This window comes from Streptomyces sp. NPDC006140 (assembly GCF_040628815.1).
Taxonomy (GTDB): Bacteria; Actinomycetota; Actinomycetes; order Streptomycetales; family Streptomycetaceae; genus Streptomyces.
The window spans coordinates 310,011-335,235 of sequence record NZ_JBEXTS010000005.1 but is presented as its reverse complement, the minus strand read 5'-3'; the positions used below and the strand labels follow the sequence as shown (position 1 = coordinate 335,235).

Annotated in this window: 27 protein-coding genes, 1 tRNA gene and 2 pseudogenes; 19 read left to right on the top strand and 11 right to left on the bottom strand. The window is 69.0% G+C overall.

The features are described from left to right. The first annotated feature begins 175 nt into the window (after positions 1-175). The 10 genes from ABZ386_RS17145 (at position 176) to ABZ386_RS17100 (ending at position 9,525) form a co-directional block, all read left to right on the top strand. Entirely contained in the window at positions 176-457 is a 282-nt protein-coding gene (locus ABZ386_RS17145) for a hypothetical protein (protein ID WP_351339289.1), read from the top strand. Next, entirely contained in the window at positions 454-852 is a 399-nt protein-coding gene (locus ABZ386_RS17140) for a PIN domain-containing protein (RefSeq protein WP_351339291.1), read from the top strand. Before ABZ386_RS17145 ends, ABZ386_RS17140 begins: the two co-directional genes overlap by 4 nt. A gap of 254 nt (positions 853-1,106) precedes the next feature. Beyond that, positions 1,107-1,859, top strand: a complete 753-nt coding sequence (locus tag ABZ386_RS17135; protein ID WP_358964998.1) for a hypothetical protein — start codon at positions 1,107-1,109, stop codon at positions 1,857-1,859. A gap of 359 nt (positions 1,860-2,218) precedes the next feature. After that, entirely contained in the window at positions 2,219-3,001 is a 783-nt protein-coding gene (locus ABZ386_RS17130) for an NPP1 family protein (protein WP_351339296.1), read from the top strand. Positions 3,002-3,485: 484 nt separating this feature from the next. Then, entirely contained in the window at positions 3,486-4,421 is a 936-nt protein-coding gene (locus ABZ386_RS17125) for an ATP-binding cassette domain-containing protein (RefSeq protein ID WP_356502819.1), read from the top strand. Positions 4,422-4,450: 29 nt separating this feature from the next. Then, positions 4,451-5,140: an ABC transporter permease gene (locus ABZ386_RS17120; RefSeq protein WP_358964997.1), complete on the top strand. Its 690-nt coding sequence runs from the start codon at positions 4,451-4,453 to the stop codon at positions 5,138-5,140. Beyond that, complete coding sequence (locus ABZ386_RS17115; protein WP_358964996.1) at positions 5,140-6,327, top strand: histidine kinase; 1,188 nt, start codon at positions 5,140-5,142, stop codon at positions 6,325-6,327. Before ABZ386_RS17120 ends, ABZ386_RS17115 begins: the two co-directional genes overlap by 1 nt. After that, positions 6,324-6,971, top strand: a complete 648-nt coding sequence (locus tag ABZ386_RS17110; protein WP_358964995.1) for a response regulator transcription factor — start codon at positions 6,324-6,326, stop codon at positions 6,969-6,971. The genes ABZ386_RS17115 and ABZ386_RS17110 overlap by 4 nt, the downstream gene beginning before the upstream one ends. A 104-nt stretch (positions 6,972-7,075) precedes the next feature. Then, on the top strand, positions 7,076-8,080 hold the full coding sequence (locus ABZ386_RS17105) for a YdcF family protein (RefSeq protein WP_358964994.1): 1,005 nt from the start codon (positions 7,076-7,078) through the stop codon (positions 8,078-8,080). Positions 8,081-8,289: 209 nt separating this feature from the next. Continuing rightward, positions 8,290-9,525, top strand: a complete 1,236-nt coding sequence (locus tag ABZ386_RS17100; RefSeq protein ID WP_355713478.1) for a histidine kinase — start codon at positions 8,290-8,292, stop codon at positions 9,523-9,525. Positions 9,526-9,637: 112 nt separating this feature from the next. On the opposite strand, the gene ABZ386_RS17095 is transcribed toward ABZ386_RS17100, so the two are convergent. From ABZ386_RS17095 to ABZ386_RS17060, 8 genes are all read right to left on the bottom strand, one after another. Next, positions 9,638-9,904, bottom strand: coding sequence for a PLD nuclease N-terminal domain-containing protein (locus ABZ386_RS17095; RefSeq protein WP_351339316.1), 267 nt, complete (start codon positions 9,902-9,904; stop codon positions 9,638-9,640). Between the two features lie 34 nt (positions 9,905-9,938). Continuing rightward, positions 9,939-10,313 (bottom strand): transposase, encoded by a 375-nt coding sequence (locus ABZ386_RS17090; protein ID WP_351339904.1) that lies wholly within the window; start codon positions 10,311-10,313, stop codon positions 9,939-9,941. Then, positions 10,243-10,704, bottom strand: a complete 462-nt coding sequence (locus ABZ386_RS17085; RefSeq protein WP_358964993.1) for a hypothetical protein — start codon at positions 10,702-10,704, stop codon at positions 10,243-10,245. Before ABZ386_RS17085 ends, ABZ386_RS17090 begins: the two co-directional genes overlap by 71 nt. Before the next feature lie 554 nt (positions 10,705-11,258). Continuing rightward, positions 11,259-12,299, bottom strand: a complete 1,041-nt coding sequence (locus tag ABZ386_RS17080; protein WP_351339321.1) for an ABC transporter permease subunit — start codon at positions 12,297-12,299, stop codon at positions 11,259-11,261. Beyond that, the gene (locus tag ABZ386_RS17075; protein ID WP_351339324.1) at positions 12,281-13,162 is read right to left on the bottom strand and encodes an ABC transporter ATP-binding protein; all 882 of its coding nucleotides are present in this window, start codon (positions 13,160-13,162) and stop codon (positions 12,281-12,283) included. The genes ABZ386_RS17080 and ABZ386_RS17075 overlap by 19 nt, the downstream gene beginning before the upstream one ends. A 275-nt stretch (positions 13,163-13,437) precedes the next feature. After that, the gene (locus tag ABZ386_RS17070) at positions 13,438-14,106 is read right to left on the bottom strand and encodes a response regulator transcription factor (RefSeq protein ID WP_351339326.1); all 669 of its coding nucleotides are present in this window, start codon (positions 14,104-14,106) and stop codon (positions 13,438-13,440) included. Beyond that, entirely contained in the window at positions 14,103-15,236 is a 1,134-nt protein-coding gene (locus ABZ386_RS17065) for a sensor histidine kinase (protein ID WP_356502832.1), read from the bottom strand. The genes ABZ386_RS17070 and ABZ386_RS17065 overlap by 4 nt, the downstream gene beginning before the upstream one ends. A gap of 129 nt (positions 15,237-15,365) precedes the next feature. After that, positions 15,366-15,911: a metal transporter gene (locus ABZ386_RS17060; RefSeq protein ID WP_358964992.1), complete on the bottom strand. Its 546-nt coding sequence runs from the start codon at positions 15,909-15,911 to the stop codon at positions 15,366-15,368. A 263-nt stretch (positions 15,912-16,174) separates the two neighbouring features. On the opposite strand from ABZ386_RS17060, the pseudogene ABZ386_RS17055 reads away from it, so the two are divergent. The 3 genes and pseudogenes from ABZ386_RS17055 (at position 16,175) to ABZ386_RS17045 (ending at position 19,441) form a co-directional block, all read left to right on the top strand. Then, positions 16,175-16,999 (top strand): annotated as a pseudogene (locus tag ABZ386_RS17055) (IS630 family transposase). Positions 17,000-17,723: 724 nt separating this feature from the next. Further along, positions 17,724-17,867 carry a hypothetical protein gene (locus ABZ386_RS17050; protein WP_351339945.1) on the top strand — a complete coding sequence of 48 codons (144 nt, stop codon included), beginning with the start codon at positions 17,724-17,726 and terminating at the stop codon, positions 17,865-17,867. A gap of 197 nt (positions 17,868-18,064) precedes the next feature. Then, on the top strand, positions 18,065-19,441 hold the full coding sequence (locus ABZ386_RS17045) for a pyridoxal-dependent decarboxylase (protein ID WP_351339334.1): 1,377 nt from the start codon (positions 18,065-18,067) through the stop codon (positions 19,439-19,441). Positions 19,442-19,945: 504 nt separating this feature from the next. Here the strand turns inward: ABZ386_RS17045 and ABZ386_RS17040 are convergent. After that, on the bottom strand, positions 19,946-20,329 hold the full coding sequence (locus ABZ386_RS17040; protein WP_351339337.1) for a cupin domain-containing protein: 384 nt from the start codon (positions 20,327-20,329) through the stop codon (positions 19,946-19,948). A gap of 49 nt (positions 20,330-20,378) precedes the next feature. Here ABZ386_RS17040 and ABZ386_RS17035 point away from each other — a divergent pair, with 49 nt between their 5' ends. Continuing rightward, positions 20,379-21,212 carry an AraC family transcriptional regulator gene (locus ABZ386_RS17035; protein WP_358964991.1) on the top strand — a complete coding sequence of 278 codons (834 nt, stop codon included), beginning with the start codon at positions 20,379-20,381 and terminating at the stop codon, positions 21,210-21,212. 51 nt (positions 21,213-21,263) lie between these two features. Here ABZ386_RS17035 and ABZ386_RS17030 read toward each other — a convergent pair whose 3' ends face one another. Continuing rightward, a complete protein-coding gene (locus tag ABZ386_RS17030) occupies positions 21,264-21,530 on the bottom strand; it encodes a transposase (protein WP_351339341.1) in 267 nt (88 codons plus the stop codon). Positions 21,531-21,713: 183 nt separating this feature from the next. Here ABZ386_RS17030 and ABZ386_RS17025 point away from each other — a divergent pair. The 3 genes and pseudogenes from ABZ386_RS17025 to ABZ386_RS17015 form a co-directional block, all read left to right on the top strand. Next, a pseudogene (locus tag ABZ386_RS17025) lies at positions 21,714-21,878 on the top strand (site-specific integrase); the annotation flags it as partial. A gap of 208 nt (positions 21,879-22,086) precedes the next feature. Next, entirely contained in the window at positions 22,087-22,728 is a 642-nt protein-coding gene (locus tag ABZ386_RS17020; protein ID WP_356502838.1) for a DUF433 domain-containing protein, read from the top strand. Continuing rightward, complete coding sequence (locus tag ABZ386_RS17015) at positions 22,728-23,168, top strand: DUF5615 family PIN-like protein (protein WP_355713460.1); 441 nt, start codon at positions 22,728-22,730, stop codon at positions 23,166-23,168. Before ABZ386_RS17020 ends, ABZ386_RS17015 begins: the two co-directional genes overlap by 1 nt. A gap of 325 nt (positions 23,169-23,493) precedes the next feature. Here the strand turns inward: ABZ386_RS17015 and ABZ386_RS17010 are convergent. Next, positions 23,494-23,567 (bottom strand) — tRNA-Gly (locus ABZ386_RS17010). Between the two features lie 539 nt (positions 23,568-24,106). Between ABZ386_RS17010 and dcd the strand changes: the two genes are divergently transcribed. Together dcd and ABZ386_RS17000 are read left to right on the top strand one after the other, a co-directional pair. Beyond that, positions 24,107-24,682: a dCTP deaminase gene (gene dcd, locus ABZ386_RS17005; RefSeq protein WP_114254385.1), complete on the top strand. Its 576-nt coding sequence runs from the start codon at positions 24,107-24,109 to the stop codon at positions 24,680-24,682. Positions 24,683-24,693: 11 nt separating this feature from the next. Continuing rightward, complete coding sequence (locus ABZ386_RS17000; protein WP_356671256.1) at positions 24,694-25,191, top strand: phosphoribosyltransferase; 498 nt, start codon at positions 24,694-24,696, stop codon at positions 25,189-25,191. Positions 25,192-25,225 lie beyond the last annotated feature (34 nt).

Sequence of the window (25,225 nt, the reverse complement as noted above, 5' to 3'; positions counted from 1 at the left end):
GGATCACACCGCTGTCGACCGTGATTTTCCGCCCTTACGGGCACGCGGAGGGCACGGAATCTCAGAAGGGGGAGGTCGGCGCCACCGGGAGACAACTGCGCACGGGCGGCCCAGCCATCCAGGTGGAATCCCGCGCCGCCACCCGCTATGCCATATTCAATGGCATACTCGAAGCGTGACTGATGACGACGTGGACTTCCCGCCCGGTGACGGGCCCACCAGCGGTATCTCTGTCACCCTGACCGCCGGAACCCTGCAAGCGATCCGTCAGCGGGTCGGCAAGCGGGGCGTCTCGGCGTACCTGGAGAAGGCGGCCCAGCGGCAGATCGAGCGGGACAACCTGGATGAGCTGATCGCGGACTTCGACAAGGTGCACGGTCCGGCCGACCCCGAGGCCGTGGCGGCCAAGCGTGCCCGGCTGACCGGCGGCGCTTCGAGTGCCGGGGCGGCCGCGTGAGCGGTGCCCTGGTCCTGGACAGTGAGGGCCTGGCCAAGGCCGTACAGCGTGATCGGGAGATCCACGAGTGGCTGACGGCGGCTCGCGACGCGGACCTGCCCGTGGTCACCTCGGCTGCGGTGCTGGTTGAGGTGATCCACCCGAAGATCAACGACGCCGCATTGAAGTGGACCCTGTCCCGCCTGAGTGTCGAGCCGGTGACCCAGGCCGTCGCGCAGTCCGCTGCCGCGCTGCTGCGCGCAGCGGGGCTGCACGGCCACAAGTACGCCATCGACGCCATGCTGTGCGCGACCGCCCTACAACATCCCGGCCGGGTGACGATCCTGAGTTCCGATGTGGAAGACATCGGGCTGCTCACTGCCGAGCATCCACGCGTGAGTGCGGAGAAGGTTTGAGCTGAGGCGCCTTACGGAGACGACCCTCGCTGAGTGGAGGTTCCAGCGCCGGTTCCTGCGTACGACCACGCCGGCGTCGGCTGAGGTGATGAGGCCCGAGGACGAAGTGGCCCTGGCCTCCGGGGCAGCAGGAAGACACCGCCGTGCTCCCCAGGCGTCTCCCAGCACGTGTAATGGCGGCCAAGGAGATCGGGCAGGTCGATCCAGTCGCTCCGCCAAGTCGGTGGCATCGGTCTTGCGGTGGTGCGGCGGTGGTGCGCACCCCGCTCAGCGGTCTGGACACGCCGAACGTGGTGCGAGGCTCCGACCTGACGGCGACCAACGGGACGTACGCGCTCACCCTGCAACCCGGTCGTGTCTACACGGTGACCACCACCAGCGGGCAGGCCCCCGGCACCGCCACCTCCCCCCGGCGCAGTCAGCTTGCGCTGCCGTACTCGGACAGCTTCGCCGGCTACAGCGCCGGACGCGAGGCCAGGTACTTCGCCACCATGAACGGCGCGTTCGAGTCGGCCTCCTGCGCCGACGGCCGCAGTGGCCAGTGCCTGCGCCAGATGGCAGAGGTCCAGCCGATCAAGTGGACCCATGAGAACAGCACCCAGCCCTACACGATCATGGGCGAGCTGGGCTGGAGCAACTACACGGTCAGTTCCGACGTGCTGCTGGAGAAGAGCGGCAGCGCCGCCGAGATCCTCGGCCGGGTCGTGGGTCTGGACCACCCTGGCCGACGGCACCGTGCCCGCCCCAGGAACGAACTCCTGGCACAACAGCTTCAGCGGCGGCCCGGCCGGCCTCGGCACCGCCGGGTACTACCCCGTCCAGTAATCCAACCTGTCCATCACTCCCGGAACCGTCCCCGACCTCTCCGGCACCTACAAGATCATCAGCATCAGGAGCGGCAAGGCCCTCGGCGCCTCCACAGGCGGCACGCTAACGGCACGCCGATCATCCAGTGGACTGACAACGGCGGCACCAACCAGCAGTGGAGGCTGGTGAAGATCGCCTGACCCTCACGCAGTGAGCCCCAGGGCGGCGCAGGCCGTGCCCCGCGGAGGCGGCCAGTCCAGCCGAGGACTGGTTGACGGAGCACAGGCCGAGCAGCTCGTGCTTCGGATCCTCCCCGGGCATGTAGTCGCGACACCAGAGCCAAGGGGTTCGGGCCGTGGTAGCCGCCGATCGAGACGCGTATGCCGTGATGTGGCTGGACTTCGTGACTGCCGTGCGGCGGCCGGCTGCTGAGGACGTACATCCTTTGGTGTACACGGCTTTGGCCGGATGGCGGACGGTTGACCATCCCGCCTTGACGAGTCTGGTGCCCCGCCGGTGCCGAGGGGGTGCCGGCAACCGAGCAACTGGAGAGCCCCGCATGGCCCAGCCGTCCAAGCCCCGCAGAAGGTCCCGTCTCGCCCAGGCGGCCGTCGTCCTCGGCAGCGTCACCGCGCTGACCGCCGGACTGGCGGGCAGTGCCGACGCCGCTGTTCTGAACCCGCTGGGGTGGAACGCCAGCACCTTCCAGAGCAAGTACATGCCGCAGTTCGACTACGACTCCGACAGCTGCTTCCCGGCGGCGGCCGTCGACGCGAGCGGAAGGCTCAACGGCGGCCTCAACCCGTCCGGCTCGCTCACCGGCATGTGCCGCAGCAACCACCTCGGCAAGGCCAACACCTACGCGCAGTCCAAGTGCCAGCACGGCTGGTGCGCGTACGTCTACGCGCTGTACTTCGAGAAGGACCAGTGCGACCCCACGAGCATCACCGAGTGCGGGCACCGCCACGACTGGGAGTCCGTCGTGGTCTTCCAGAAGCAGGGCGAGGAGCGGCCCCGCTACCTCGCCGCCTCACGGCACGGCGGCTACAGCACCCACCCGATCAACGAGGTGCCGATGGACGGCAACCACGTCAAGATCGTCTACCACAAGGACGGACCCAGCACGCACGCCTTCCGCTTCGCCAAGTGGGGCGAGAGGCCGGTGGCCTGGGGCACCGGCAAGTGGGACACGCCCGCCCTGGTCACCATGGAGAACATGGCCAAGACGCCGCGCGACGCCCTCTGGAACTCCAAGTGGGGCCTGGCCAACTTCCCGCTGACCAACAACCTCGTCAGCAACATCAACAAGGCCCGGCCCGCCGCCGTCCCCGCGTTCTCCTGACGCACCGCCCCACCCAGAACCGCCCCCGGCGAGGACACCCCCCTGTCCCGCCGGGGGCTCTCCGTGCGCCCGTCGGCCGTCTGTCCGCTGACCTGAAGCTGCCGCAGCCGCTGGTGGACGTTCTCTCCAGGGTTGCCCCGCCCACGCCCTGGTACCCGGCTGCGCAGCTCCGCGAGGAGGGAGCCCAGTTCGCGGACGAGCGACACCAGAGCCAAGGGGGCAGGGCCAAGGGGTTCGGGTCGTGGTAGCCGCCGATCGAGACCCGCATGCCGTGATGTGGCTGACGGTAGTTCTCAGTATCGCCGAGTGCCCCCCTGAAGCCACGTCCGTGAGCCACGGATCAACTTCATGGCTGCCGTGCGGCGGCCGGCTGCTGAGGACGTACATCCTTTGGTGTATGCGGCTTTGGCCGGATGGCGGACGGTTGACCGGCCGGCTGTGACGAGTCTGGTGCCCTGCCGGTGCCGAGGTGGTGCCGGGATTCGTGAGGGGACAGATCAGGATGATCGTCGCGCAGGGGTTGACCAGGCGGTACGGGCAGGTGACAGCCGTCGACGACGTGTCGTTCACGGTGGAGCCGGGTGTGGTGACCGGGTTCCTGGGGCCGAACGGTGCGGGCAAGTCGACCACGATGCGGCTCATGCTGGGCCTCGACCGGGGAGAGGGCCGCACCACGTTCGACGGCCGCACCTACGCGGAGTTGGAGCAGCCGGTGCGGACGGTCGGTGTGCTGCTGGACGCGGGGGCGGTGCACCCCGGGCGGACGGCGCGGGCGCATCTGCGGATGATCGCCGCGGGAGCGGGTCTGCCGCGGCGGCGGGTGGACGAGGTGCTGGAGATGGTCGGCCTGGGATCGGCCGCGAACCGGCGGGCCGGGGGCTTCTCGCTCGGGATGCGGCAGCGGCTCGGGCTTGCCGCCGCCCTGCTCGGCGACCCGGCGGCGATCATGCTGGACGAGCCCGCGAACGGGCTGGATCCCGAGGGCATCCGTTGGCTGCGTGACCTGCTGAAGGTCTTCGCCGCGGAGGGCCGGGCGGTGCTGGTCTCCTCCCATCTGCTCAACGAGATGGCGGTGCTCGCCGACTCCCTGATCGTGCTGGGCGGGGGCAGGCTGATCGCCGCCGAGTCGGCCGACGACTTCATCGCCCGTCACTCCCGCAAGGAGGTGATCACCCGCGCCGACCGGCCCGAGGAGTTGCTGCGGACGCTGTGGGCGGCCGGGTTCGAGGCGTCGCAGGGGCAGGACGGCCGGATCACCGTCGTGAACGCCGCCACCGACGACGTGGCCGCCGCCGCCAGGAGCGCCGGCGTGACCTTGCTCGAACTCTCCGCGGTACGCGCCGACTTGGAAGAGGCGTTCTTCCAGGCCACCTCCGACGTGGCCGCGTACAAGGCGCACGCACCGCAGGGCAGCAACTGACCGTCACGGACCTGGAAGAGAGAATCCTCATGCTCAACGCGCTTCGTTACGAACTGATCCGGATGCGGACGATCCGCTCCACCTGGATACTCCTGGCCGCCGCTGCGGCCGTGCAGTTCGTCGTGGCCTACATGACGGCCGGCCACAGCGACCAGACTCGGCTCTGGCGTTTCGTCGGCTCGTTCAACACGACGCTGCCCCTGGTCCTGCTGTTCCCGATGGCGATCGTGGTGGGTGCGTTCGGTCACGAGTACCGCTACCGGACCATCACGACCACGATCCTGACGCTGAGGTCCCGCCCGGTGGTGATGGCGTCGAAGGCCGTGATCGCTGCTCTCCTCGCCGCTGTCACCGGCGTCCTGCTGGTGCTGGTGACGTTGCTGGCCCAGGTGCTGCGGGGTGGCGCGCCGGACGACTGGGCGCGCATCGGGCAGGTGCTGGCCGCGGTGGTCGTCTACGGGGTGCTGAGTTTCCTCGTCGGGCTCGGCCTCGCGGCGCTGACCCGCAACGCGACCGTGGCCATGATCGTGATGCTCGCCGTGCCGATCGTGGTGGAGGGCCTCCTGTCGAAGTGGCTGAAAGAGTGGTGGATGGCGCCGTTCTTCTCCGCCGCGTCGCTGGTGGACACCTTCAAGTGGCAGTCGCCGCTGCCCCTGACGGCGCTGGCCGTGCTGGTCGCCGTCGGTGCGGGTACGGTGCTGGCGCGACGGGATGTGTGATGCCGTTCGCCGGACAGCCCCAGGGCGCCGCGATCGCGGCGAGCCGCGGCGACGGGACACCCCGCCCCAGGTGGGGCGGGGACTCCCTGCCGCTGTGGCTCGGGGACGGGGCAGCGGGGGCGGTCGTGGGGGCCCTCGGCGTGGCGATGGCCCGCGGCTCGGGGTTCGGGCTGCTGTCCGGCGGACGGACCGTGGTGCCTCTCGCCGTGGCGTGTGTGATCGTCCTGCGGCGCCGGCTGCCCCTCGCCGCGGCGTCGGCCGCGCTGCTTGGCTGGGTGCTCGTGGGCACCTTGTGTGCGGTGCCCGTGGCCTGCTGGACGGTGGCGAGACGGTACGGGTCCTCCGCCGTGACCTGGGTGACCGCCGTCGTCAGCGCTGTGGTGGTCGTCGCGCCCTGGAGCACCTGGCCCCTGGGACTGGGCCTGCCGGTCATGGCGGGCGTCGCGGTCACCGCGGTCGGTGCCCCGGTCGTGCTCGGACTGTGGCTGCGGCAACGCGCGCAACTCCTCGCCTCGCTGCGCGAGCGTGCCGAGCAGGCCGAGCGCGAGCGCAGGCTGCTGGCCGCGCGGGCGGTCTGCGAGGAACGCGCCCGTATCGCACGGGAGTTGAACGACGTGGTGGCCCACCGGATCAGTCAGATGACCCTGCTCGCGGGCGCCTTGGAGATGACCTCCGGCGACGCCGCCGCACTAGAGGCCGCGACCGCGATACGGACCGCCGGAGCGACGGCGCTGAAGGAGCTGCGCAAGCTCGTCGGCGTGCTCGGCAAGGGAGACGAGGACGTGCCGCTGCACCCCGTACCGACCGTTCAGGGGGTACGCCGCCTGGTCGAGGACGCGTCCCGCTCGGGCCGCCGGATACGCGTCGGCCTGCCCGGCGAACTCCCCGAGCTTCCCGGCACGACCGAGCGCGCCCTGTACCGGCTGGTGGAGGAGTCCCTGGCCAACGCGGAGAAGCACGCGCCCGGCGCAGAGGTCGACGTGACCCTCGGGGTGTCGGACGATCAGGTCACCGTCTCGGTACGCAGCTCACCCGCGGTGTGCCCGTCGGCGACCACGGCCGGAACCGGTTTCGGACTGCTGGGGCTGCGCGAGCGGGTGGAGCTGGCGGGTGGAAGGATGACGGCCGGCCCCCGGCCCGGGGGAGGCTTTCTGGTCACCGCGAGCCTGCCGAGGTACCCGTCATGATCCGAGTCGTACTGCTGGACGACGAGCCGCTGGTACGTGCCGGGCTGCGGATGATCCTGCAGAGCACCGGGACCGCCGAGGTCGTCGCGGAGGACGCCGACGGCACCCGCGCGGTCGAACTCGTGCAGGCGCACCGGCCGGACGTGCTGCTGACCGACATCCGCATGCCCGTCGTGGACGGCCTGGAAGTCACCCGCCGGGTGCGCGCGCTGGCGTCCGCGCCCGAGGTGTTGGTGCTGACCACCTTCGACCTCGAGGAATACGTGTACCTGGCCCTGCAGGCCGGCGCCGCCGGGTTCCTCCTCAAGGACGCCCCGCCGCACGAGATCGCCCGGGCCGTCGAGATCGTGGCCAAGGGCGAGGCGATCCTCGCCCCGGCCGTCACCAAACGGCTGCTCACCCGGTTCGCCACGGGGGCCGGCAGCAAAGCCTCCGAGGCCAAGGGGAAGCTGTCCCGGCTCACCGGCCGGGAACGCGAGGTGGCCGCCGCCGTGGCCACCGGAGCCGCCAACGCGGAGATCGCCCGCACGCTCCACATGAGCGAGGCCACCGTGAAGGTCCACATCAGCCGGATCATCACCAAGCTGGACCTGGAGAACCGCACCCAGATCGCCATCCTCGTCCACCAGGCGGGCGAAGCCTGACCCGCATGGCCCTCGCCCCGCAACCGCTGAGCGCCCCCCTCCTCCCTCTCCTTGATTCGGCCGGACACGCGCCGGCACGTTCATGACGTACAAGGGACCAGTACATGCACTTGCTTGTCTTTGCTCCCGCAGGCGTGTTCGTCGTGATGTTCGCCTGCAGTTTCCTGTACGACCGAAGACTCATACGCAACGGCGTCTACCTGTTCCTCGCGTTGCTGTTCCTGGCCCCGGCGCTGCTGGTGTCCCTGGAGTCGGTGTCCGAGACGGCGGCCAAAATCCTGGTCGTGGCGGTCCTGGTCCTCCTGGTCCTGATGCCGTTCGTACTCGCGGTCTTCCTGATCGCCAACGGAGTGACGATGCTGCGCCGGGAGGGCAGGCGGCTTGCCAACCTGCTGTCGCTGGCGGCAGGTGCCGGCATCCTCCTGTTCATCGGGCTGCGGGTGCTCGCCAACTACACCCGATGGAAACCGCTGGCCATCGCATTGAGTGTGGTGGGCTACGTCCTCGCTTACGTTTCGCTGCTCTTCGTGTGCTTCCTGCTCTACTCGTTCGTCTACGGCAGGATCCGGCACCGGGGTGCCGTCGACTTCATCGTGGTCCTCGGTTCCGGGCTGATCGGAGGTTCACGCGTCCCGCCGCTGCTGGCCGGCAGGCTGGAGCGGGCACGTGCCGCCTTCGACGCAGAACGCGCCAAGGGCCGGGATCCGCTGCTGCTGACGTCCGGCGGCCAGGGGCCCGACGAGGACCTCCCCGAAGCACGGGCGATGGCCGACTACCTCATCGCGGCCGGCGTGCCGGCCGACCGGATCCTGGTCGAGGACAAGTCCCGCACCACCCAGGAGAACCTGCGGTTCAGCAAGGCACTGATGCAGGACCGCAAAGCCGACTACCGGGCCCTGGTGGTGACCAACAACTTCCACGTCATGCGCGCCGCACAGATCGCACGCAGGGAGAAGGCCATGGCACAGGTCATCGGCTCACCGACGGCCCGCTACTTCTGGCCGAGCGCGACGATCCGCGAATTCGTGGCCGTCTTCCTGGCCCACCGGGTGCTGAATCTCGGCATCTGCGCGTTGCTGACCGCCGTAGGCGTGCTGCTCGCCCTGTGAACCGGTCCCACGTGCGGCGGAGTCGCGGGCGAAAACCCCGGACGCTGCCTGACCTGCATGGATACCCGCACGATCGCCACATGGTGATCCAGGTCATCACCCATCGGACACGGTCGGGCATAATGCGCGCCGTCCGGCCGACGGCCGGGTCCGGGGCCGGCCGCCACCGCTCCGGCGGACCTGCCCACCGTGCACCGAGGTGACGTGTGATGACGCAGCCCCCTGCCGAGGACCTCGCCGCCCGCCCCATCCGCGGGCGCGGCATCCTGAGAGCCACCGTGGTCGCCATGCTGGTGTTCGCGGCCTACTGGGAGCAGACGGCGAACCCGTACTACCACGTCAGCCTGTGGTGGGACCTGCTCGTGCTGCCGGTCTGTCTGGTCGCCCTCGCGTGGCCGGTCGCCAAGCGGCCGGCCTGGTTCACCGCCGAACTGCGCACCGCCGTGCCCGCCGGCCTAGCCTTGATCATCTCGGTCCTGCGGATGACCGATGTCGTGCATGGAGACGATTCGTCCTTCGCGGTGTCCGGCGCCCTGTCGGGTCTGCAGCTGATCGCGGTCCGCGACTGCCGTCCCCGGTGGGTGGTCGGGTGCTCCCTCCTCGTCGGCGTCGCGCTCCTCGCACAGTCCGGCCCCTTCGGCGTCTTCCAGGGCGCCGGCATGGCGGCACTCGGCGGTTATCTGCGCGCCCTGGCCAAACGCCGCCGTGCCGCCGTCGCCGCGACCCAGCGCGCCGAGCGTTTGGCGATGGCGGCGGACCTGCACGACTTCGTGGCCCACCACGTCACCGGCATCCTGATGCAGGCCCGGATGGCACAGATGGTCCGGACCACCGATCCGGAGCAGTTGGAGACGCTCCTGGAGGGTGTCGTGCACGGCGCTACGGAAACGCTCGCCTCCATGCGCCGCACCGTCGGCTTCCTGCGCGACAGCCTTGAGGAGACGGCCGAGGGAAAGGCGGCCGCCGATCGCCGCATCGGCACTCTGGCGTCCCTCCCCGAACTCGTCCAAGGCTTCGGCGGCCCCATAGGCCCGCAAGCGGTGCTCCACCGCGACGAGTCGGTTCCCGACGACCTTCCCTATGACATTCAGGTTGCCGCCTACCGCGTCGTGCAGGAGGCCCTCACCAACATCCGCCGCCACGCTGCCGACGCCACGGAAGTCGCCGTCCACCTCGCCCACGACGGCCGGGCCCTGGAGGTGGCCGTTCTCGACAACGGCAAGGGCGGCACGGCGCTGCCGGCCGCGGCCCGCGGCGGCGGCTTCGGCCTGGTCGGCCTGACCGAACGCGTCACCGCCCTCGGCGGCGAACTGCGCACCGGGCCCCGCCCCGACCGAGGCTGGCAGGTCACCGCCGTACTCCCTGCCGCAGCGGGCGATCCAGCGCTTGAGGCCGACCCCGGCGCGGGCGTCGGCGCCGCCGGTGTCCGCATTGCTTACAGCTGATCCGAGCCACTGTGCCCGCACCGTGACGGACGGCTGCGACGAGGTCCGCGAGTACGGTGCGCGGTGAGCGCGAGGGCTGCTCGGCGAGCGCCCCTCGCGCCCGCTCTCGGTGTCAGACGACGCCTGGCCGGCGCCGGGAGTCCTTACGGCCGATGACGAACCAGCACAGGGAGCCGATGAAGGGGGCCGCGAAGGCGAAAACGATCCAGACCAGCTTCATCCCCCCGGTAAGGCGGGACCTGAGGATGCTGACCAGTGCGCTGATGAACAACACAATGGCGGCAAAGCTACAGAGAATGAACGCAAGAGTTACCGCCGCGCCGGCCACTTCTTCGCTGGTGGCGGCGAGGGTCATGTGGTGTACAAGCTGCGTCTGCATCCTGCGTTCCTCTCAAGGTGGGGATGATCGGGTTTCACCGATCAGGTGCAGCGATAGTGGCTGCTGCGGGAGGCTGACGGCGTCCTACTTTTGATCTTGCCGAGGTAATCCAGAAGTGGTACACAGGCGGCCTGCTGCCCCATGAGGAGCGCCCACACGTCACCGAGGCAGCGCCAATCCGCGGTGCAGGGCCGCAATGCATTCGCTCGAAGGTGCAGTCCTTGGCCCACCTCCGAAACCGGGTATGCAGGGTGGCCCAGGAGCCATACCGCTCGGGCACGTCCCGCCAGGCCGTGCCGGTGCGGAACTTCCACACGATCCCATTCAGGACCCATCGGTTATGCAACCGCTTGCGGCCCAGCAGCGACGCGAGCAGCAACGGCCGGACGAACTCCCACTCGCATCGGATAGTTCATGGCGCCGTAACACTCGACCATGTGCCTGCTGTCACGGCCAGGCCGGGTTATTGGGCCCAGAGATGGCGCCGAGCTGGGCGAGACCGGCCAGCACGTCGGTGCAGGTCCAGTACTCGACGAACTTGCGCCGGAAACCCGCAGGATGTCGTGGCCGCTGAAGGCGATGGCGGTACCGAGCGGCGCCGTGGCGTGGTCAAGGCCACCTGTGTAACGGGCGCGCATCGTCCACCTTGCCGCGATCAGGTCGCTCTGGATGATCGGCCCGACGTCTACGGTGATGGAGATGTCGCCAAACGCCGCCATGGCCTGCTCGATCTCGGGAAGCAGTCGCGCGGGGCCCTTCGTTCCTTCCGAGTCGCTGCCGTCCGGTCGTGCCTGGCACACGACGAAGCCAGGGTCGAGGACCTCATGAGCATGGCTGAAGTCGCGGCGCCATAACTAGCGACGGCGCTCGCGTGGCCGGAAGCCTCTGACCTGGTCAGACGCGTGGCACTGCGGCAGGTGTGAGGGTCCGGGGCACCGTTGTTGACCGTGGTAGTCCGCTCTTACGGGCACGCTGTGGGCACGGGCTTCGAAGGCTGGTGGCTGAGTGCGTGCATACGGGCATCGCGCTCGGCTCCGGCCGTTGCCGTCCAGTGCGGGAGAGCCTTCGCGGGTACACAGCTTCAACGGTCCGAGCGCCGACCGCCCCGTGTCCGCCGCTGCCTCTCGCCTTTGGAGTGCCTGTCCGGTAACGGAGCGACGCACTCGAAGTCCGGTGCCGTGCGGAAGCTCACCCTGAGAACGATGAGTGCGGTCGGCAGCGCACCGCGCTGTAGAACGCCAGTGCGGTGCGTGGGGCGGGTGACGATGGGTCCGGCGGTTGCTTCCCAGGGGCCGTGGTGCGTAACCGTGGGCTGCGGAGGCACGGCCCCAGGAAAGGGCGGATGAGACGGGAGTCAACTCACCCGGCGCCGGACCCGCCGGAGGCCGAACGCTGTGAGGATCCCGCTGAGTGCCAGGTAGGACGCGGTCTCCAGCCATTGGAACGCCCAGTAGCGGCTGCTGGGATGGTAGAGAACGTCGACATGGAGTTTGTGCTCGGCGAGGCACACTGCCGTGTCGCCGAACGTGTCGCCCGCCCCGGTCTTGTGCGGGTTGTCGAGGCAGGCGTTGAACTTGGCCCCGCTGAGGGTCTTGCCGTCCGCGGTGCGCAGAGGGCTCGTCTCGGCGATCCACGCGTCGGGCGCGCTCGGAATCTTCACCCCGCCGATGACGGATCCACCGCCGAGGCTGCCGAGGTTCTGTGCCTGGTTGATGGCTTCGGCCGTCATCGACAACGTGGCCTTCTCCGGCGGCAGGAGGCTGGGCCGCACCACGTTGGGGAAGAAGAACTGGAAGGCGAGGAAGACGACGAGCGTCACAGCCATCGCCGGCAAGGTCCGGCGCAGCAGGAGCCCGACGACGGTGCCGCAGGTGAAGGCCATCGCGGCGTAGCCGATCGGGGCGATGTTGCGTGCGCCGAACACGAAGGTGTCGAACTGCTCCTTGACCACCTCGTCGAAGGGGCGGGCCACCCAGGTCAACAGTGCGGCTGCCGCGCCGGTCACGAGTACGGCGGCCAAGCCCATGAGTAGCATCTTGCCGAGGAGCCAGCGCGGTCGGGTGACGCTCTGGTTCCACACCAGCCGGTGGGTGCCGTTCTCAAGTTCCCGGGCGACCAGGGGAGCGCCCCAGAAGGTCCCGATGAGCGCGGGGATCAGGGCGAGCCCGGTCGCCAGGAACAACAGGGTGTTCTGGTAGGCGCTGCGGAACTGGCTCCTCGCCTGGGCACAATCGGACGAGTTCGCACAGTTCGCCCGGTAGGCGTCGTAGGCGTCGCGGATCTCAGAGCCGAGGTACCCCATGTACACGGCGATGACAGCGAGCGCGCAGGCGGCGAACAGTGCCTGGACGCGGAACTGGCGCCAGCTCAGCCACATCATCGTGCGGCCCTCCATGCTGCGGCCCCAGCCCGGGCGGCGGGTGCGGCGGCTGCCCTGGTCATGTAGGCGAGAACGAGTTCCTCCAGCGTCACGGGCTCTGTCGGGTGAGGCAGCGCCTCGGGCGCGGTGGCGGTGTGGACGACCGCGCTGCTGTGCCTGCCGCTGTGCTCGATCGAGATCACCTCGACTCCGGCGGGTGGCTGGTCGAAGTCGCCGCGCGGCAGGACCAGTCGGCCATGCCCGGACAGCAGGTCACGGGTGTCGCCGGCGACCTGTACCCGTGAGTCGCACAGCACGATGATGTAGTCGCAGACCTGTTCGATGTCACCGAGGAGGTGTGAGGAGAGTACGGCGCTGGCGCCGAGCTCCAGGACGAACTCCATCAGGTTGTGCAGAAACCCCTTGCGGGCCAAGGGGTCCAGGGCCGCTGCCGGCTCGTCGAAGATCAGCAGCTCGGGCCGTTTGGCCGCCGCGATCGTCAGTGCCAGCTGCGCTCGCTGGCCACCCGAGAGCTGTCCCGCCTTCTGTGCGGGGTCCAGTCCCACCTGGCTGATACGGCGCTCGGCCAGGACCGGGTCCCAGCCCGGATTCATCTTCGCGCCGAGCTTCAGGTGCTCGGCCACGGTGAACGAGGCGTACACCGGCGTGTTCTGCGCGACGAACCCCACCCGGGCCAGATGCGACGCGTCGGCCGCCGGAGGAGACCCCAGCACGGTCAGGGATCCGGAGGTCGGCTCGGTCAGCCCGCAGGCCAGGTGCAGCAGTGTGGATTTGCCGGCCCCGTTCGGTCCGACCAAACCGATGACACGGCCGGCGGGGACGGTGAGGTTCACGTCGCTCAGGGCCAGCTTGCGGCCGCGGCCGTATTTCTTGGTCAAGCCCCGTGCGTGAAGTGCGGGAGGGCAGTCTGTATGTGGCATGCCCTGATCTTCGAATTCCCCGTCCTGGCCAGCATCAGTCCAAAGCACGGTTCCCGTTGCCGGCGGCCGTACTTTCGGCCGGTCGGACACTCTTGATCTGCTGGGGAAGGGTAAAACGCCGCTTGGGGGACGGCGTCGTTGATGCGCGAACTAGGCCTGCCGTCACCGCACCCGGGTGAGCTTCGCCTCCCCCCGACCCGTGCGGGAACCGGCGGTCGTCCTGAGCAGGGGAACTACTCGTTGGTGCTCTCGACGATCCGGTTCTCCCAGGCCCAGACGGCGATTTCGGTCCGGTTGCGCACCCCGAGCTTGGTCTGGATTCCCGACAGGTGGCTCTTGACCGTGCTGAGGGAGATGAACAGCTCGGCGGCGATCTCCTGGTTGGTGCGGCCGCGCGCGACGGCCTTCACGACCTCCAGCGCGCGTCCGGACAGCTGTGGCGACTGCTGGGCACGGCCTCGGGGCACCGCCTCGCTCGCGGTCAACTGCTTCAGCAGCCGCAGCGTGACCGACGGCGAGACCAGCGCCTCGCCGTTGTGGGCGGCGCGGACGGCCTCGATGAGCAGGGCGGGCCCGGCGTCCTTGAGGACGAACCCCGCCGCGCCGCCGCGCAGCGCCCCGTACACGTATTCGTCGAGGTCGAACGTGGTGATCACGATGACCGGTATCGGATCGGTCACTCCCCGGCCGGCCAGCGCACGGGTGACATCGATGCCATCGAGCTTGGGCATCCTGATGTCCACCAGGCACACATCCGGCCGTAGCCGCCTGGCCATCGCGATCGCCTCGGCGCCGTCCTCGGCCTCTCCCACGACGGAGATGTCGGGCTGGTCCTCCAGAATCAGCCGCAGGCCGCGGCGGATCATCGCCTGGTCGTCGGCGAGCAGGACCTCGATGGTCATCCGGGCTCCCCGGTGGGAACGGGCAGGGTGGCCCGCACGGACCAGCCGGCGCCGGGCCGAGGGCCCGCGCACAGCGAGCCGCCGAGCGTTTCGACGCGTTCGCGCATGCCGATCAAACCGTACCCCCCACGATGGTGGGGCCGAACGGAGTTCGGCGGGGCGTCGTCGGCGACCTCGACCGTGACGGCCTCGGCGTCGCGGCTGACGACGACATCGACGGAACGGGCGTGGCGCGCGTGCCGCAGCACGTTCGTCAGCGCCTCCTGGACGATGCGGTAGACGGTGCTGGTCACCTCCGGTGGCCACTCCGTGTCGTCGTCGGGCGCGTGCAGGCGCACCTGCGGGCCCTGGCGGCTGAAGCGTTCGACCAGTGTGCTGAGCCCCTCCCGCCCGAGCGAGGCGGGGGCCGCGTCGTCGGTGTCGCGCAGCAGCCCCACGACGCGGCGCATCGCGGACATGGCTTCCAACCCGGCGGCTTCGATCTCGGTCAGCGAGTCCGACACGTTCTGCGGGTTCCGCCGCGCGACGACCTGGGCGGCCTGCGCCTGGATCAGCATCCCCGTGATGTGGTGGGCCACGATGTCGTGCAGTTCCCGGGCGAGGTCCAGCCGTTCGGCGCGGCGCACCCGCTCGGCGGTGGCCGTCGCCCGGTCGTCGATCCTGCGCAGCGAGAGCCCGACCCCGAGGGCGGCCAGCCAGCCCGCTGCGGCGATGGCCGAGACGGCCGTCGCCGGCCGGGCGGCGAACTGGGTGGCGACCAGGAGCAGACCGGCGCCCGCGATGGTCGCGGCCCGCACCGTCGGCAGCGCCCTGACCGCGGATCCGACAAGTACCGCCAGGCCCAGGGCGATGGAGGGTCCGAGCCCGGCGGGAAGCCCGGTGCCCGGCAGCAGCGGGACGAGCACCGCCACCGCGGCCACCACAAGGCCCGCGACCGCTGTCCAGGTCCGCTCCCGCTGGCGCATCATCGCGAGCCCGCACACCACCACGGCGGCGACGGCGCCGGGTACCCAGTACGCGGCTCCCCACGTCTGCGCGAGGGCGACGGCCTGAATGGCGATCGCCGCGAGGAACGTGACCCCGAGCCCGACGGTCGAGAAGACCTTGGCCCACGGGTTCGGAATGGTCACGCTGATCAGATTACCGATTCTGTGCCCGCGGTCCGCGCTGCTCAGCGGGGCCGCTGGTGGGGTGCCGGGCGGCTCCGCGGTACTGGCGGCGGGTTGGTCGGCGCTCATCGCGTTCAGGTCTCCGCAGCGCTACGACTGCGGCGGGTTGGCCCGGGACTCCTGCGGTGCCGGGGCGCCGACCGAGGCCCGGTTGTCGAGCCCGCGCAGCAGCAGCCCCATCACCAGGGCGGCGATCATCCCCATCGTGGCCAGGCTCGTCACGCCGCTCCACCCGTCGGACCAGACGACCGCGGTCACCACGACGCCGGTCACGGCGATTCCGGCGGCCTGCCCCGCCGGCAGCGTCCTGATCGCGGAGCCGACGAGCACCGACAGAGCGAGCGCGGTGATGGGCGCGGGCTCTTGTGGCAGATCGTCCCCCGCCTTCAGGGAGACCGTGACGGCGGCGGCCGTCACAACCAGGCCCGCGACCGTGGTCAGCAACTTGTGCCGCTCGCGCATCAGTGCGGTGCCGCTCACGACGGTGGAGACGGCGGAGCCGAACACCCAGGAGGTGCCGCCCCAACTGCTCATGAACATGAACGCCGTGAAGACGATACCCAGGGCGTACACGACGCCCAGCGCGAGGTCGAACGTCCTTCCACCTGGCCTTGTCGGCCGCTCCCCTGTATTCACGCTGCTCAGGCTAGAAAGCCGATGCACGCGTCGCGTACCGGCCGAAAGTACGGAAGAGCGTTGACGGAGCCGTGCTTTGGGCCGGTTCTCGTTCCTCGGACAGCGCGAGTGGTCGCTGACGTCGCCGCACCTCTTTCCACGCGGGGCAGTCCGAAAGCCGATGGTGCGGATGTGGTGCGCGCCCTTCCCACCGGGCCAGCCCACAGACCACGACGACAGCGAAGGGGTAGATGTTCTGAGTCGTTGATCCCTGGGTGAGTGAACTGGTGGGAAAGCACGGCAGTTGTTGCCGTCGGCGCAGGAGGCTCTTCGGCTGCGGACGCGAGGCGCTCGTGGCCCAGCCGCGTGAACGCCGGGTCGGCGAACATCGGGTTCTCGACGCGGTCGAGCAGCGGGCGGTCCGGCAGGCCGTGCTGGATCACCGACCCTGTGACCTGGGGCTGGCGGGGCAGCTGTGGACGCGCGCCGGGCAAGCGGGCCGTGGAGCAGAACCAGGAGGGGGTCCGCGTCTGGCGGGAGGAGGCCTGGCCGGCGATCCGGGCCAGAGCGAAGGCCGGGGGCGGCGAGGTGCTCTTCGACCAGGTCGGCATCCGCTCCGACCAGGTCACCGGCCGCACCTGGGGCGCCAAGGGGTGTACCCCCGTCGTGCGCCGCACGGGCAACCGGTTCTCCGCCAACGCGATGCCCGCGATCAGCACCAAGGGCCGCATGCACTTCATGGTCTTCACTCAGACCTTCGACGCCGACGTGATGTGCCGCTTCCTGGACCGGCTCGCAGGCCACTTCGACCACAAGGTCCACCTCGTCGTGGACGGCCACTCCGCCCACCGCTCCCGCAAGGTCCGCACCTTGCTCGCCGATCACCCGGACCGGATCGAGTTGCACTTCCTGCCGTCGTACCCGCCGGAGCTGAACCCGACGAGCTGGTCAAGGCCGACCTCAAACGGAGCCTTCCGATGCACAGCTGGGCCCGCGACCAGGGCCCAACTCGCCGCCGAGACCCGCCGGTCTTCCACCGACGCCAACGCCAGCCACACATCGTCCGCGTCTGCTTCGGCGGCCCGCACGTCGGCTACATCCTCGAATAGAGCCCTTTGAGTTTCGGATCAATAGGCACCCACATGGCTGCTGATGTGCACGGATTCGTGGTACCGCCGCAGGCGTGAGCGCTTGGTGGCACCGCTGTTGACCGTGGTTCTCCGGTCCGAAGGGCACGCCATGAGCACGACGCAGGGAGGTGGGTGAGTGTCGTGCCTGCGTCGTCTTCTCCGTGCTTGGGATTTGTCGACGCGTAGGTCGACTGAGGGGGCGTCTCGACTGCACATGGATGCTGGTCCCCGCTTTGGTCCACAGATCGCAAAATGCCGGTTTTGTACTGCAGGCGTTGATCTCCACGACGGGCAGCCTGGTGCTCAAGGCGGTGGGCGCGACGCGATACCGCTACTTGATATCGATCGATTTACCTACAGGCAAAGACTTCAGCCCTCATGGTGAGGGCCCTGCTGTCCGAGGGGAGGAGGCAGCCCACTCGCAAGCGACGACCGCTCCCCGCCCCCGGCAGAGGGGCGACACTGTTGGCCAATCCGCCCCGCTGAGTGGGAGCGGACACCGACGTTTCCCTGGCGAGCCCCTGTTTCGGGTACCGGACGAGCGCGGCTACTGGGCAGGGTGGTCTTGCTGACGGAAACCGACACCACTTGTCGCTCAGGCCTGAGAACGCCTCGTTTCGCCGGAGGGCGATGTCTGTGAGCTCCGGCAACACTTGAGGGCTTGCGGTGGGAGCATCGAAGTGCTCTGCGAGATGAAGCTGCGATGACGCCGCCGAAGTCCAAGGATCCGCGGCTCTGCGCGGCCATCGTTGACCGTCTCACCTTCGGCGGGAACATCATCGAGACCGGCACCGAGTGCTACCGGCTGGCCAGCATCAGGGCCGCCCGAGCAACTGCCGCAAGCTGAGCACTCCTGGCCCCTTCCACCCGGCTGACGACACCCGACCGGTCGAGGCCGCTCCCGTCATGGGCCAGCCCCTGCTCTTGTGCGGTGCTGGCGCAGGCCGTCGAGCTTCCGCCGCCGGGGCTGAGGAATCGGAGGGCAGTCCAATCTTCCCCCATTGGCCCTTCCCGGCCGCTCGGACGGGCGGTTACGGTCCGGCCATGGACGAGCTGACCAGGATCTTTCATCACGCCGCCGAACACGCCGCCGCTTACCGCAGCTCGCTGTCCGAGCGGGCGGTGGCGCGGCCCGTCGACTACGCAGCCCTGCGCGCCGCGTTCTCCCGCCCGCTGGACCGCTCGTCCGTCGACCCGATCACGGTGGTCGACGAGTTGGTGGCCGCCGCGGAGACCGGACTCGTTGCCACCGCGGGTCCGCGGTTCTTCGGGTTCGTCGTCGGCGGGGCGCTGCCCGCGGCCACCGCCGCGGAGATCCTCGCAGCCGGGTGGGACCAGAACGCCTTCAACGCCGCGCTCTCGCCCGCCGCCCTCGCCGCGGAGGAGGCGGCGGGCGGCTGGCTGAAGGATCTGCTCGGTATCCCCGCCACGGCATCCACTGGATTCGTCACCGGCGGACAGGCGGCCAACACGGCAGGGCTCGCGGCAGCCCGGCAGCACTTACTCACCGAGGCCGGCTGGGACGTCGGGCGAAAGGGGCTGGGCGGCGCTCCTCGCCTGCGGGTGGTCGCGGGCGAGGAGCGCCACGCCACCATCGACCGCTCGCTGCGGTTGCTCGGCCTGGGCACCGACTGCCTCGAGACGGTCCGCACCGATCAAGACGGCGCCCTCGACACCGACGACCTGCGTCGCGTGCTGGCATCCGCCCCTGGCACGCCGACGATCGTCTGCACCCAGGCCGGCAACGTGAACACCGGCGCCTGCGACGACCTGCGTACCGCCTGCGATCTCACCCACGCCCACGGCGGCTGGGTGCACGTCGACGGCGCCTTCGGCCTGTGGGCGGCCGCGAGCCCGGCGACCCGCCACCTCCTCGACGGCGTCGAGCTGGCCGACTCCTGGGCCTGCGACGGCCACAAATGGCTGAACGTGCCCTACGACTGCGGTTACGCCTTCTGCTCCCGTCCCGCCGTCCACGCCGGCGCCCTGTCGTACACCGCCTCCTACCTCACCCGCGCCGACGGCACTCCGGCCGGCGGCGCCGACTACACCGCCGAGTCCTCCCGCCGCGCACGCGGCTTCGCCACCTGGGCAGCGCTGCGCGAACTCGGCCGTGACGGCGTCGCCGAACTCGTGGACCGCTGCTGCTCCCACGCCCGCCGCTTCGCCGACGGCCTGACCGCGGCGGGCTTCGAGGTGGTCAACGACGTCGCGCTCAACCAAGTCCTCGTCAGCTTCGGCGACGACGCCCGCACCGACCACGTCGTGCAGGCAGTACAGACTGACGGCACCTGCTGGATGGGCGCCACCACCTGGCGCGGCCGGCGTCTGATGCGCATCTCGGTCTCCGGCCACGCCACGACAGAGGCCGACGTTGACCAGTCGATTGACGCGATCGTGCGGCTGGCGCGGGCGTCATAAGCCTGGCGGCACTCATTGGGCCAAGTCACGCACCACGCTGACACACGGAGACGATCGGGACGGACGCTTGTGGCTGACCTGCCACAAGCGTCCGTCAATACCGGCACCGGGGAACGGCTCAGCGTCTCCGGCGTTGTCAGTTCTCATCGCCATTCCCGAGCTGTCTGATCGCCAAGTGCTGCCCAAAACCGTCGACAAACGTCGCTCGCTCACGCTTACCGAACCAGCAGGGACATGCTCCTGGAGCGCGCGGGCAGTGGTTGTGTTCACGACTTGCCGGCAGCGGTTGTTCAGGTCCTTGGGAGTCACCCGCTCGGCCGGGCTCCATGCTCATGAGAACGAACGAGACCTGGCCGCCAGTCCTTCTCCAGGCAGAGCTGGGCTTCCGCAACGATCCCCATTAGCCGTGAGGCCGCGACGGCTGCTCACCCATCTGTGTAACGCGGAGGCGACCGAGGGCTGATCCGGCCGGGTAGACGGCATTCCGGTCGCCGCCGTGCTGGCTCATTCCAGAAGTTCAGCCGGTTTGGTCATGGGCCCGCCCGTGTCACCGGTGTTCAAAACTCCTGTCGGTTCGAGCAGCAGGATGGCCGTTTCCTCCTCGGCCACCGGGCAGTGTTCGACCCCGCGAGGCACCACGAACAGCTCACCCGGCACCAGCACGACGTCGTTGGTTTCCCTGAGCTGGATGGTGAGGCGCCCGCTGAGGACGAGGAACAGCTCGTCGGTGTCCTCGTGGCTGTGCCAGACGAACTCGCCCTTCAGCTTGGCGAGCTTGACTTCGTAGTCGTTCAGGTCGGCGATCTTCTTCTGTGTCCACAGCTCGCTGAACAGCGAGAGCTTGTGAGTCAGGTTGATGGCCGCGGTCGGCCTGCTCATATTGCTCATGCCACGAGCGTGCCCGCGCGGGACACGTCCCGTCTTGTACGTTCCTGGCATGAGCAGCGGTACGGCGAACCAGCGGCCCCGAACGCGGATCAGTGCCTGGCGTCCCGCGGTCGCAGGGATCACCGAGGTCTTCCACGCCCACTTCACCGACCACGCCTACCCGATGCACACCCACGACACCTGGGACTTGATGATTCTCGACGACGGTTGCGTGGACTTCGCCGTCGACCGGCGGCGGCACGGCGCCGCCGGCTCCGGCACGGTCGTCTTACTGCCGCCCGGAGTGCCTCACGACGGCAGGACGGTCAACGCCTCGGGGTTCCGCAAGCGGGTGCTGTACCTCGACGCCCAAGTGCTGCCCGGCCGACTCGCCGGGGCCGCGGTCGACGTCCCGGTCCACGCGGACGCGGCGTTACACCAGCGCCTCCACCAGCTGCACAACGCACTCAACGCCGCGGGCGACGCGTTCGAGGCGGAGTCCCGGTTGGCGTTCGTCCGCGAACGGCTCTTGGCCCACCTTGGCGCATCACCACGGGCCAGGACTTCGGGACGCGAGGCGGGGCGGCTAGCCGCCACCCTGCGTGAGCTCCTGGACTCCAGCCTCCGTACGGGCATGACCCTGGATGAGGCGGCCTCTCTCCTGCACGCCCACCCCACCCACCTGATCCGCTGCTTCCGGCAGACGTACGGGCTACCGCCGCATACCTACCTCACCGGACGGCGCGTGGAGCGGGCACGGCTGCTGCTGCTCACAGGGCAACGGCCCGTCGACGTCGCCATGGCCGTCGGCTTCCACGACCAGGCACACCTGAACCGGCACTTCAAGCGCCACCTGGGTGTTCCACCCGGGCGCTACCTCGCAGGACGCAGCCATGACCAGTGACTCCCCGGTCCCCAGCGCAACGGCGCGACACCGCCGCGGACAACCTGAGTGCTACTCAGCCGGCCGGAGGGCTGCCAGGCGGGACGTCCGAGTGCCTGTCCGTGGGATGTCGGTCCACCAGGCTTTGAGGCGGTGGAAGTTCATCGCGGTGGCCGTGAGCTGGTGCTGGAGCCGGGCATTCGCCAGGCCGCGATATCGGCATCGCCGCAGTCTGAAGGCTCGGACTCCGTGGGAGATCGTGACTTCGACACCGGCCCGGTGGCCGGCGGCCCGTCTCTCATTTCGCTCTGGCTCGGGTGCATTGCGCCCTGACCTCACAAGGCCGACAGGCTGTCATCGGAAACCGTGCCCGGACAACCGGAGTCCCCTGCTGGGAATAATCTTCCCGCCAGTCTCCGGTGGTCTTGCCTCGGAGCAGGTCACCCGGCGCTTGTCCCAGTCGATGGTGAAGTCGGCCTGTGTGAAGCCACTGCCGTCCTTCGTCTGCCAGCTGGTGGAGGCGACCTCATGGTCCGCGCCGGTCAGTCCTCGGAGCGGGCCCAGCTGATCTACCAGCACTCGACGGCGAAGCACCAGCGGACGCTGACGCAGGGCATCGACGCCGAGGTACGCGCGAGGCTCCGCGAAACCCCGCCAGGCGCGCAGCGAGGTACCCGCGAGGCATAAGCCTCTCCCGTCCTTGTGTCGGGGCTGCTTTTCAGCAGGCCCCCGAGCTGGCGTGAGCGTGTCGCCTGGGTCAACGCCCATTCGTATGTCTCAGCAGTCGTGGGGCCGTTGTCGGTTCTGCCTCCCCGTACATCCGGTAGCGTCCTGAGGCGCAGAGCTGGGATGCTTGCGGGTAGAAAGATGTCGCGAGGGCTGGAGGGAGTAGACCATGGCGTACTCGACTCGTATGGCTGCGGCTCTCTCCGGGGCCACCACCGGGCAACTGCGCTCATGGCGCCAAGATCGAGGCCATGGGCCCATCCTCCGCCCTGAGCTTGCGGCCAAGCCTGCTCTGTACTCCTTCCGGGATGTGCTGGCGCTACGCGCGTTCGCGATCCTCCGGCAAGACGTATCGCTGCAAAAGATCCGCAAGGCTCTGGCCACACTGAAGCGGTTCGGTGAGGTCGAGCACCTGTCCAGCTACTCCCTGGTCGCTGAGGGTGACTCCATCGTCCTTGTGGGTGACAACACCGACGACCACGCCACGGACCTCGTCAAGCACCCCGGGCAGCGGGTCATCGCCACCATGGCCGACATCCTCCAGGAGTTTGCGCCCCGCGCCGGCGTCGTGGTCCCACACCTTCTGCGGCCCAAGCAACACGTCAGTGTGGACCCGGATACGCAGGGGGGGCAGCCGGTTATCACCGGCACTCGTGTCCCGTTCGACGCCGTCGCGGAGCTGGTGGAGGACGGCATCCCTCCTGAGAAGATCGCCGACTACTACCCCGGCGTGACAGCGGAAGCCGCCCGCGATGCGGTTTCCTTCGCCCTGTACGTGGACAGCTACAGCCCTGGACCGCGCGCTGCCTGATGCGAATCCTTATCGACGAGAACGTCCCGGTACAGGTGCTGGAAATGCTCAGGCGGTTGCTGCCTGGTCACGAAGTACGCCACGTCAGCGAGATCAAGTGGACAGGGAAGAAGGATCTCGCCCTCCTTCCCGACGCCGCGAAGAGAGGTTTTGAAGCCTTCCTCACCAAAGACGGGCGCCAGCTGGAGGACCCGTCGGAGACGGCCGCCATCAAGAAGTCCGGCATGCACCACATCCGGTTCAGCCACGGTCACAAGGGTATGGCGGGCCTGGGCCTGGCCATGGGCGCTGTGATCGCCGCAATGCCTCTGATCGTCCGTGAACTCGACACGGCGGAAGGCCAGCAGCTCGTTCACATCAAAGGGCTGAACCCCGGCAACAAGCAGCGGTTCGATCTGGTTGACCCCCTCAAGGAACCGCCTCGCTACTGGCCGCGGTAGTCACGTCCGGAGGCCCTGCTCGAACGTCCTGGCTGTCAGCTGCGGCGCGGGGAGACTCCCTCCACTGGGCAGCGCACTCAGTGAGACCATCGCGAACTCGTCCTTTGCGTACGCGACTTGGCCGCAATTTGCACAGGATGTGACGCAGGTCACCGAAAATGCGTCTCGCGATTCGAGACATCTTGGGTGTTGCGGTTCCGGAACTGGCGCTCGAAGGGCCCCGGCGGGGCGCCTGGCCCCGACTTAGGGCACGCGGAGGGCGCGAAGCCTCCGAAATGGTCTAGACAATAACCAACCCCCGGGTCCACGACCAGGGGGTTCATATTGGAGCGGGTGACGAGAATCGAACTCGCGCTCTCAGCTTGGGAAGCTGATGTTCTACCATTAAACTACACCCGCGTAAGACGCCGACCGGAGTCGGTGTCCGAATGCTCGCCCACTCTACCTCATGCCAGGCCCCCGGTGTTCGCGCCGCGGGGCCTGAGGGTGTTTCAGGGGTGGGATGCGGCTGCGGGGGAACGGAGTTGGGGCGTACGGTGTGGGCGTCGAGGAGGGTCCGGGCGGGACCGGAGTGCCGCCTGGAGGGCCGTCCCTTTGATCCCGTACTGTGGCTTTTGTCGTCAGGCAAGCAGCAGCCAGACGCGGCTCTTGGGGAAGGGACTCTTGGACTTGATGGAGCGCACCGTCGTCCGCTGTGCGGATGGGCACGTGTTCACCACCGCTTCGTTCCCGATGCAGCAGGCCGAGCGGCTCGGCCCCGGCCGGCTTCTTCGGTGTCCGCGCTGTGCGCGGCTGAGGAGCGTGGTGCCCGTGAGCTACCAGAAGCGGTAGCGGACAGAGCGAGCAGGCACAGCGACAGCAGCAAGCAGCGCAAGGCGCGCAGGCGCGCGGAGTCGTCCGGTTGTGGGCGCTCCGCGCGCCTTGCGTATCCTCGGGGCGTGCTTCTCTCAGACAAGGACATCCGGGCCGAGATCGACGCCGGGCGGGTGCGGATCGATCCCTATGACGACGCGATGGTGCAGCCGTCGAGCATCGATGTGCGGCTGGACCGCTACTTCCGGGTGTTCGAGAATCACCGGTACCCCCACATCGACCCCGCCATCGAGCAGAGCGATCTGACCCGGCTCGTGGAGCCGGAGGGGGACGAGCCGTTCATCCTGCACCCCGGGGAGTTCGTCCTCGCCAGCACCTACGAGGTCATCACGCTGCCCGACGATCTTGCCTCCCGGCTGGAGGGGAAGAGCTCGCTGGGGCGGCTGGGGCTGGTGACGCATTCGACGGCCGGGTTCATCGACCCCGGGTTCAGCGGTCACGTCACCCTGGAGCTGTCGAACCTGGCCACCCTGCCGATCAAGCTGTGGCCGGGGATGAAGATCGGGCAGCTGTGCATGTTCCGGCTCAGTTCGCCGGCCGACTTCCCGTACGGGAGCGAGCGGTACGGCTCCCGGTACCAGGGGCAGCGCGGGCCGACCGCCTCCCGGTCCTTCCTCAACTTCCATCGGACCCAGGTGTGAGCGACAAAGGCATAAGCGCGGTGCGGGAGAACCTTTCCTACGAGCAGTTCGGGGCCGCCGTGCGCGAGCTCGCGCAGGTCATCGCCGACGACGGGTACGAACCCGACGTCGTGCTGAGCATCGCCCGCGGCGGTGTCTTCGTGGCCGGCGGGCTCGCCTACGCCCTCGACTGCAAGAACATCCATCTGGTGAATGTGGAGTTCTACACGGGCGTGGGGACGACCCTCGAGATGCCCGTGATGCTCGCGCCCGTTCCCAACGTCATCGACTTCTCCGACAAGAAGGTGCTGATCACCGACGACGTCGCCGACACCGGCAAGACGCTCAAGCTGGTGCGCGACTTCTGCCTCGACACCGTCGCCGAGGTGCGCAGCGCCGTGATCTACGAGAAGTCCCAGTCGCTGGTGAAGTGCGAGTACGTGTGGAAGCGGACCGACGAGTGGATCAACTTCCCGTGGTCCGTGGAGCCGCCCGTGGTGCGGCGCAGCGGCCAGGTGCTCGACGCCTGACCAGGACGAGAGACACAGAAGGGGCTCCCCCCGG